Annotated in this window: 8 protein-coding genes and 1 pseudogene; 5 read left to right on the top strand and 4 right to left on the bottom strand. The window is 72.8% G+C overall.

Annotation, left to right across the window (positions count from 1 at the left end; genetic code table 11):
* Positions 1 to 739 (bottom strand): annotated as a pseudogene (locus tag AN216_RS28475) (GNAT family N-acetyltransferase); the annotation flags it as partial.
* A gap of 136 nt (positions 740 to 875) precedes the next feature.
* On the opposite strand from AN216_RS28475, the gene fdxA reads away from it, so the two are divergent.
* Both fdxA and dapC read left to right on the top strand, forming a co-directional pair.
* Complete coding sequence (fdxA, locus tag AN216_RS25825) at positions 876 to 1,202, top strand: ferredoxin (protein WP_070199151.1); 327 nt, start codon at positions 876 to 878, stop codon at positions 1,200 to 1,202.
* 148 nt (positions 1,203 to 1,350) lie between these two features.
* Positions 1,351 to 2,448, top strand: a complete 1,098-nt coding sequence (gene dapC / locus AN216_RS25820; RefSeq protein WP_070199150.1) for a succinyldiaminopimelate transaminase — start codon at positions 1,351 to 1,353, stop codon at positions 2,446 to 2,448.
* 158 nt (positions 2,449 to 2,606) lie between these two features.
* On the opposite strand, the gene AN216_RS25815 is transcribed toward dapC, so the two are convergent.
* Complete coding sequence (locus AN216_RS25815; RefSeq protein WP_070199149.1) at positions 2,607 to 2,966, bottom strand: hypothetical protein; 360 nt, start codon at positions 2,964 to 2,966, stop codon at positions 2,607 to 2,609.
* 211 nt (positions 2,967 to 3,177) lie between these two features.
* Positions 3,178 to 4,173: a VldE C-terminal domain-containing protein gene (locus AN216_RS25810; RefSeq protein ID WP_070199148.1), complete on the bottom strand. Its 996-nt coding sequence runs from the start codon at positions 4,171 to 4,173 to the stop codon at positions 3,178 to 3,180.
* Between the two features lie 99 nt (positions 4,174 to 4,272).
* Between AN216_RS25810 and dapE the strand changes: the two genes are divergently transcribed.
* Positions 4,273 to 5,352: a succinyl-diaminopimelate desuccinylase gene (dapE, locus tag AN216_RS25805; protein WP_070199147.1), complete on the top strand. Its 1,080-nt coding sequence runs from the start codon at positions 4,273 to 4,275 to the stop codon at positions 5,350 to 5,352.
* 196 nt (positions 5,353 to 5,548) lie between these two features.
* Positions 5,549 to 6,292 (top strand): LOG family protein, encoded by a 744-nt coding sequence (locus AN216_RS25800; RefSeq protein WP_070199146.1) that lies wholly within the window; start codon positions 5,549 to 5,551, stop codon positions 6,290 to 6,292.
* A gap of 144 nt (positions 6,293 to 6,436) precedes the next feature.
* Here AN216_RS25800 and folP read toward each other — a convergent pair whose 3' ends face one another.
* Positions 6,437 to 7,303 (bottom strand): dihydropteroate synthase, encoded by an 867-nt coding sequence (folP, locus tag AN216_RS25795; protein ID WP_070199145.1) that lies wholly within the window; start codon positions 7,301 to 7,303, stop codon positions 6,437 to 6,439.
* 292 nt (positions 7,304 to 7,595) lie between these two features.
* Here folP and AN216_RS25790 point away from each other — a divergent pair.
* Positions 7,596 to 7,937 (top strand): DivIVA domain-containing protein (locus AN216_RS25790; RefSeq protein ID WP_070199144.1); only part of this gene is annotated, 342 nt, incomplete at its 3' end.

Below are 7,937 nucleotides of genomic sequence, written 5' to 3'. Positions count from 1 at the left end.
AGTGCGCGTCCAACCGCCGGTGCACCCGCACCCGGGGGTCCGGCGGCCGGTCGGCGAGCGGCGCGAGGGCGGCCGTACACATCAGCGCGTGCCGCTCGGCGACCCAGCCGCGCCGGTCCAGCTCGGCGGCCAGCAACTCCTGGCTGTCCGCGGCGCCGGTACTGAGTTGGATGCGGGCGGGGAGCGCCCGGGCGGCGTACCAGCGTTCAACCTGGTGGAGGGCGGCGTCCAGCGCCGGTCCGTCCAGGGGCCGGCCCAGTTCCGGCCGGTCCGGTCCCGGACGGTGTTTCGCTTCGAGGCCGGGGTCGCCCAGCGCCAGCACCGAGTTGGCGCGCGCGGTGAAACCCTCCCGTGGGCCCGTACGACCGTCGGCCGCGGCCCCGTCCACGCTGGCGCGCAGCGTCCACCCGCCGAGGTGCTCGGTCTCCACCGCCGGCCAGCTCCGGGCCGCCACCCACTGGAGCTCCCGGGTGCTTGCCGCCGGCAGCCCCCGCCGCCGTGCCGGGGCGGACGGCACCGTCTTGCCGGCGACGAGCGCGGACTCGTCCAGCGTGACCGCCGACCCGTCCCGCCGGGTGAGACGGAGCGTGCCCTCGCTCCAGGCGGTCAGGACCCCGACGGTGTCGGTGAACCGTCCAGCTCGGTCGCAGGAACCGGTCAAAGTCCGCACGGACACGCGTTTCCCCACGTCGTCCGGGGTAATCCGAACCGCGAGATGTCCGCCTGTGGCGAATTTCATCGCTCTACCCACCCCTCCTGTTCGTCTCATGGCCGGGAACGGCGATACTAGACGCGGGCATCGACGACGCCGCGCTCCCGCGCGCCCTGCGGCGGTCCGTTAGCGTCCGCCGCCCCTATAGAGGAGGAACGACAGCGTGACCTACGTCATCGCGGAGCCTTGTGTCGACCTTAAGGACAAGGCCTGCATCGAGGAGTGCCCCGTCGACTGCATTTACGAGGGCCAGCGGTCCTTGTACATCCACCCGGACGAATGCGTCGACTGCGGGGCCTGCGAACCGGTGTGCCCGGTCGAGGCCATCTTCTACGAGGATGACACCCCGGAGGAGTGGCAGGACTACTACAAGGCGAACGTCGAGTTCTTCGACGAACTCGGTTCGCCCGGCGGTGCCTCGAAGCTCGGCCTGATCGAGCGGGACCATCCGGTCATCGCCGCACTTCCGCCGCAGAGTCACGACGAGTGACCACCGGCGGCGTACGACTCGGGGCCTGAACGGGCTCCGAGTGAGACGCGTCGTCAGGGGTGTCCCCGACGGTGTCGTCCGGCCCGCGCGGTCGGACCCACCGTGGTCAGGGACACCCCTGCGGCATTTCGAGAGAGAGTGACCAGCCGTGCCACCCGTGTCCGATCGCCTGCCCGTCTTCCCCTGGGACCGGCTCGAGCCCTACAAGGCCACCGCCGCGGCACACCCCGCGGGCATAGTGGACCTCTCGGTGGGCACGCCCGTCGACCCGGTGCCGGAGTGCGTACGGCGCAGCCTCGCGGACGCCGCCGACAGTCCGGGCTACCCGGGCGTCTGGGGGACCCCCGCGCTGCGGGAGGCCATCCTCGGTTGGTGCGCCCGCCGGTTGGGCGCCGACGGCCTGACGCCGGAGCACGTGCTGCCGGTCGTGGGCTCCAAGGAGCTGGTGGCCTGGCTGCCGACGCAGTTGGGGCTGGTCCCCGGTGACCGGGTGGCGCATCCGCGACTGGCCTACCCGACGTACGAGGTCGGCGCGCGGCTCGCCGGTGCCGAGGCGGTGCCGTACGAGGAGGTCGAGCGGTTGGAGCCGAGCGGCCTGCGACTGCTGTGGCTCAACTCGCCGTCCAATCCCACCGGCCGGGTGCTGACACCGGACACGCTCCGCGCGGCGGTGGACTGGGCGCGGCGGCACGGGGTGCTGGTCGTCAGTGACGAGTGTTACCTCGAGCTGGGCTGGGAGGCCGATCCGGTCTCCGTGCTGCACCCCGAGGTGTGCGGCGGTTCGTACGAGGGCCTCATCGCGCTCCACTCGCTCTCCAAGCGCTCCAACATGGCTGGTTACCGGGCCGCGTTCGCGGTCGGGGACCCCCGGGTGCTGCACGAGCTGCTGCAGGTCCGCAAGCACGGCGGCATGATGACCCCGGCGCCCGTACAGGCGGCCATGGTGACCGCACTGGGTGACGAGGCGCACGTCGCCGAGCAGCGGAAGCGGTACGCCGCACGCCGGGTGGCGCTGCGCGACGCGCTCCTCGCCAACGGCTTCCGGATCGAGCACAGTGAGGCGGCGCTCTATCTCTGGGCCACCCGGGACGAGCCGTGCTGGAACACCATCGGCGAGCTGGCCGAGCGGGGTGTACTCGCCGCACCCGGCGAGTTCTACGGGCCGGCGGGGGAGCGGTTCGTACGGATCGGTCTGACGGCGACCGACGAGCGGGTCGAGGCGGCGGTGGCACGGCTCCGCGGCTGAGCGGGGGCCTGAGTAGCGGGGCCGGCCGGCGATGGCTTGGTGGCCGGACGGCTGGTGCGGCGGCACGGCTCACCTGACGGGAACGACCGGCGGCCGGAGGGCCCGGAACCGACTTCGACGTCCTGCCCGGGCCCCGTGTCGCTCCGTGGAGCGAACGCTCAGCTGAGCGGCGGACCGTCCGTGGGCAGCTGGTCCGTGCGCAGGCCGGTGTCCGGCAGGCCCTCCCGGGTCGCGCCCCGGACGGTCTCGTCCACAGCGCCCGTCGTGGCTCCGGTCGCGGCCGGCACGCCGGACCGTACGGCGCCGTCGCCCGCGGCCGAGGCCAGCGAGCCGGCGTGGGAGGTGGTGTCCTTGAGGGCGCCGTTGACGTCCGCGCCGTCCACGTTGGTCAGGCCACCCAGGTTGCCGGGCTGCTGGTCGGCGGCGCTGGCCGCGCCGGCGACGCCGACGACGGACGCGGCGCTCGCCGCGGTGAGCAGCGCGGCCTTGGCGATCCGGCGCGTGAGGGGGAGGGACATGGTGCTCCTTTGACGGAGAGATGGCTGCTTTCTGGAAGGGATCACGGTCGGGCCTCAGCACGTCGACCGGAACGCCCTGCCTATCGGGCGGGACGGCCGGAAGGTTTCGGGCACATCCGGTAAAGGATTGGTAACGGCGTGGCTCGTCGGTCTCCTGGGCGCAGGCCAGCCGGGGCCGTCCGAGGTCCCGCTCGACTCCGCCCGGCAGCCCCTAAGTGCCGCTGGCAAGCCGCAGCACGACGGTCGAACCGTCCCGCTCGGCGCTCTCCACCTCGCGCCAGCCCTCCGTGGAGCGTTCGGCGGACCAGACACGGTCGCCGTTCGTTATCCGCGTGATGTGTAGCTGGGACGCGTGCGCGACGGCCCAGTGGGCCAGTTCCCGCCCGCGCGCGTCCGACCGCACCGGGAGTTCGATCGTCCCGGGGTCGGCGTTCCCGGCGCGGCCGGCGCCCTCCGTACGAGCCGCACGGTCCGCGCCGTCCGCGCCGTCCGTACGAGCAGCGCGGTCCGCCGACGGCCCGGACAGCACCGCCGGGCCGAACTCCCGCGCCAGGGTCGCCCGTACGGCTTCGGGGTCCCCGGCGTCCGCCATGTCCCCCGGATTGGTGGTGCAGTTGAGCACCGCGCCGGAACGTCCCATGAGCGCCCGGGCCAACAGGTCGGCGTCCGCCTCGTGCTTGGCGTACGCCCGCGGGTGGGCGCTGCGCTGTACCTTCTGCGCGGCGACGGTGAGCGGCAGCTCCGCGTGGTCCGGCACCTCGAGCAGCTTGTCGTAGAACTTCCCCGAGGCGTAGACCGGGTCGAGGATCTCCTTGGGGTCGCCCCAGCCCTGGGAGGGGCGTTGCTGGAAGAGGCCGAGCGAGTCGCGGTCCCCGTAGTCGATGTTGCGCAGCGAGGACTCCTGCATCGCGGTGGCCAGGGCTATGGTCACCGTCCGGTGGGACAACTCGCGGGCGGACGCGACCGCTTCGATGGTCGCGGCGTTGGCGGCCTGTTCCGGGTCCACCGCGTACTCGCCCGGCTCGTTGGGCGTGCCCTTCTCGGCGACCCGTACGGTGCACCGCGGTGGCCCGACGCCGCCGGTGACGTACTGCGTGAGGAGGTAGCCGGCGACGCCGAGCAGTGCGACGCAAGCGGCGAGGAAGCGCAGACGTCTGCCGCTTCTGCCACGCGAGGAGCCACCGGGGGAGGACGAGGACGCTGACACGCGCACCAAGGTAACCGGTCGGCGCGGGCCTCCCGCACCCCAGTGCGCGCCGCCCCGTCGGCGCCCATCCCGCCAGAGCGGGGGACGTAGGCTGTGCACATGCCGCAGAACGGACTTGACCTGGAGCAGGACGCAGCACTGCTCACCGCACAGCTCGTCGACCTGCCGTCCGAGAGCGGGGACGAGAAGTCACTCGCCGACGCCGTCGAGGCGGCCCTGCGCGAACTGCCCCACCTCACCGTGCTGCGGTACGGCAACAACGTCGTCGCGCGCACCGAGCTGGGGCGCTCCGAACGCGTCATCCTGGCGGGCCATCTGGACACCGTGCCGGCCGCGGACAACCTGCCGTCCCGGCTGGACGAGGACGGCGTGCTGTGGGGCTGCGGCACCAGCGACATGAAGGCCGGCGTGGCGGTGCAGCTGCGTGTCGCCGCGACCGTTCCCGAGCCGAACCGTGACCTCACGTTCGTCTTCTACGACAACGAGGAGGTCGAGGCCCATCTCAACGGCCTGGGCCGGCTGGCGAAGGCGCACCCGGACTGGCTGGCCGGGCAGTTCGCCGTGCTGCTCGAGCCCTCCGACGGGCAGGTGGAGGGCGGCTGCCAGGGCACGCTGCGGGTGCTGTTGCGGATGGCCGGCCAGCGTGCCCACTCCGCGCGCGGCTGGTTGGGGGAGAACGCCATCCACGCCGCCCAGCCCGTCCTGCGTCGGCTCGCCGACTACCAGCCCCGCCGGAAGGTGATCGACGGCCTGGAGTACCGGGAGGGGCTGAACGCCGTGCGGATCGAGGGCGGCGTGGCGGGGAACGTCATTCCGGACGCCTGCACCGTCACCGTCAACTACCGCTACGCGCCCGATATCGGGGAGGACGAGGCACTGGCGCACGTACGGGAGGTCTTCGCGGACTGCCCGGTGGCGGAGCTGACCGTCGACGACAGCAGCGGTGGCGCGCTCCCGGGGCTGTCCCATCCGGCCGCCGCGGCGTTCATCGCGGCGGTGGGCGGCGAGCCACGGCCCAAGTACGGCTGGACGGACGTCTCCCGGTTCAGCGCCCTCGGGGTGCCCGCGGTGAACTACGGCCCGGGGGACCCGAACCTGGCGCACAAGCGGGACGAGCGGGTCGAGACGGAGCGGGTGCTGCACTGCGAGGCGGCGCTGCGGGCCTGGCTGCTGGGCTGAGCCGCCAGCCGCCAGCGTCACCGACCCGCGCGGTTCGTACGGGCGCGCGGTTCGTACGACACAGGACGTACGACACAGGACGTGCGGCACGGGACGTGCGGCACGCTCGAGCGCCGGAGGGCGCGGCGGTCTGGTCCTGGGGGCCGACCGGTCTGCGTACTCTGGGGCGGAAGATCGCAGTCGGAGGGAGCAGAGCATGGTCAGTTCCGAACGGGAAGAGCCGTGGGAGCAGCGTCTCGGGCCGGTGGTGCGCCGCCGGGGCCAGCGCCAGACCAGTACCACTGATCAGCGGCTGCTGGACACGACGGGGCCCTCGGACTGGGTGCACCAGGACCCGTGGCGGGTGATGCGCATCCAGGCGGAGTTCGTGGAGGGCTTCGGGGCGCTCGCCGAGCTGGGCCCGGCGGTGAGCGTCTTCGGCTCGGCTCGTACGTCCCCCGACTCGCCGGAGTACGAGGCGGGGGAGCGGCTGGGCCGCGGCCTGGTGGAGGCCGGTTTCGCGGTCATCACCGGCGGCGGGCCAGGCGCGATGGAAGCCGCCAACAAGGGTGCCCTGGAGGCCGGCGGCACCTCCGTCGGGCTGGGCATCGAGCTGCCCTTCGAGCAGGGCCTCAACCGGTACGTCGACATCGGGATCAACTTCCGTTACTTCTTCGTGCGGAAGACCATGTTCGTGAAGTACGCCCGGGGATTCGTCGTGCTTCCCGGTGGGATGGGCACGCTGGACGAGCTGTTCGAGGCGCTGACGCTGGTGCAGACGAGGAAGGTGACGCGCTTCCCGATCGTGCTGGTGGGCACGGCGTACTGGCAGGGCCTGATCGACTGGTTGCGGGACTCGGTCGTCGCCACCGGCAAGGCGTCCAGCCGGGACCTGGAGCTGTTCCAGCTCACCGACGACCTGGCGGAGGCCGTGACCCTGGTGACCAAGGAAGCCGGCTGACCGAGGCCGGGGCGGGTGTCGGGCCGATCGCCCGGGCTGTCGGTACGGCCGATGACCGGCACGGCCACCAGTGCGGTTGTCCGGCACGGCGGTTGTCCGGCACGGCGGCGGGTGGTCCCGCGTGCCGTTCGGCCGGACGCCGGCTCAGGCGAGGCCGCGCCGGGCCACCGCGGGCTCACGACGTCCCGCGATGGCCGCCACCATCTCCAGTACCTGGCGGGTCTCGGCCACTTCGTGCACCCGGTACACCCGGGCGCCCAGCCAGGCGGAGACCGCGGTGGTGGCGAGCGTGCCGATGAGGCGTTCCGTCACCGGCCGGTCCAGCGTCTCGCCCACGAAGTCCTTGTTGGACAGCGAGACGAGCACCGGCCAACCCGTCTCGACCATCTCGTCCAGCCGCCGGGTCGCCTCCAGCGAGTGCCGGGTGGACTTGCCGAAGTCGTGCCCTGGATCGATCAGGATGCCGTCCGGGCGTACCCCGACCTCGACGGCCCGGCCCGCCAGCCCGAGCGTGCCGCGCAGGATGTCGCTCATCACGGCCCCGTCCGCGTAGCCCACGCGGTGCGGCCGGGTGCGTGGCTGGGCGCGGCCCACGTGCGTACACACCAGGCCGGCGCTATGCCGCGCGGCCACCTCGGCCAGCGCCGGGTCCACGCCGCCCCAGGCGTCGTTGAGCAGGTCGGCCCCCTCCGCACAGACGGCCTCCCCGACCTCGTGCCGCCAGGTGTCGACGCTGATCACCAGCTTGGGGAAGCGCCGGCGTACCTCGGCCACGAAGCCGACGGTGCGGTCGATCTCCTCCCGGACGGTCACCTCGTCGCCCGGACCGGCCTTCACACCGCCGATGTCCACGATGGCCGCGCCGTCCGAGACCGCTTGCTCCACCCGGTCGAGGGCCGGTTCGTCGCGGAAGGTGGCGCCGCGGTCGTAGAAGGAATCCGGAGTCCGGTTCACGATCGCCATGATCAGTGGCTCGTTCGTCTCGAACTCGTGTGTTCCCAGGCGCAGCATTCTGTTCCTCTTCGATCTCGCTCGTGTCGCACACCGTGTGCGGTCTGTCGCCGGACGGTTCCGCAGGCTGGACGGGTTCGAGCCTACGGCCTGCTCGGGAGCCCCGGGTGGGCGTGACTCCGGGCAGGCGGCGTGCGCGTCCCGGAGACCCGAGCGGCACCGGCGGCGCGGCAGCACGGGCGGGCGTACGGTACGCGCGCCGCCGGCGTTGTCGTACCGACGTGACACGATCGTGGGCGACGGGTTGCCCCGGAGGAGGGCTGCCGGAGACTTCGCAAGCCTGCATGGGGAGATGACCGTAGTGACGGCGTTCTGGTTCCTGCTGATCGCACTGGTCGTGGTGGTCGCCGCGGTCGCGCTCGCCGTGCTGGGCAGCGGAGACGGGCAGGACACGCGGCGAGGCGTCAGCGGCGGTCTCGAGGACGCGCCACCCGACCGGTTGGAGGAGCCGCTGCCCACGCGCCGCCCTCTCGGCCGCGCGGACGTGGACCAGCTGCGGCTGCCGATAGGGCTGCGGGGATACGAGATGCGGGAGGTCGATGACGTGCTGGACCGGCTCGGCGCCGAGCTGGCCGAGCGGGACGCCCGTATCGCCGAGCTGGAGTCCGCGCTGGCGGGTGCCCGGGCCAGCGCG

Origin of the sequence: Streptomyces oceani, assembly GCF_001751245.1 — a bacterium.
In the GTDB taxonomy this organism is placed as follows: domain Bacteria; phylum Actinomycetota; class Actinomycetes; order Streptomycetales; family Streptomycetaceae; genus Streptomyces; species Streptomyces oceani.
This window is presented reverse-complemented; position numbering and strand designations above follow the sequence as displayed.

Coding starts and splice junctions, on each gene's coding strand:
- AN216_RS25815 (WP_070199149.1), bottom strand. CDS start 2,966: ATGTCCCTCCCCCTCACGCGCCGGATCGCCAAGGCCGCGCTGCTCACC.
- folP (WP_070199145.1), bottom strand. CDS start 7,303: ATGCTGCGCCTGGGAACACACGAGTTCGAGACGAACGAGCCACTGATC.
- AN216_RS25800 (WP_070199146.1), top strand. CDS start 5,549: ATGGTCAGTTCCGAACGGGAAGAGCCGTGGGAGCAGCGTCTCGGGCCG.
- dapE (WP_070199147.1), top strand. CDS start 4,273: ATGCCGCAGAACGGACTTGACCTGGAGCAGGACGCAGCACTGCTCACC.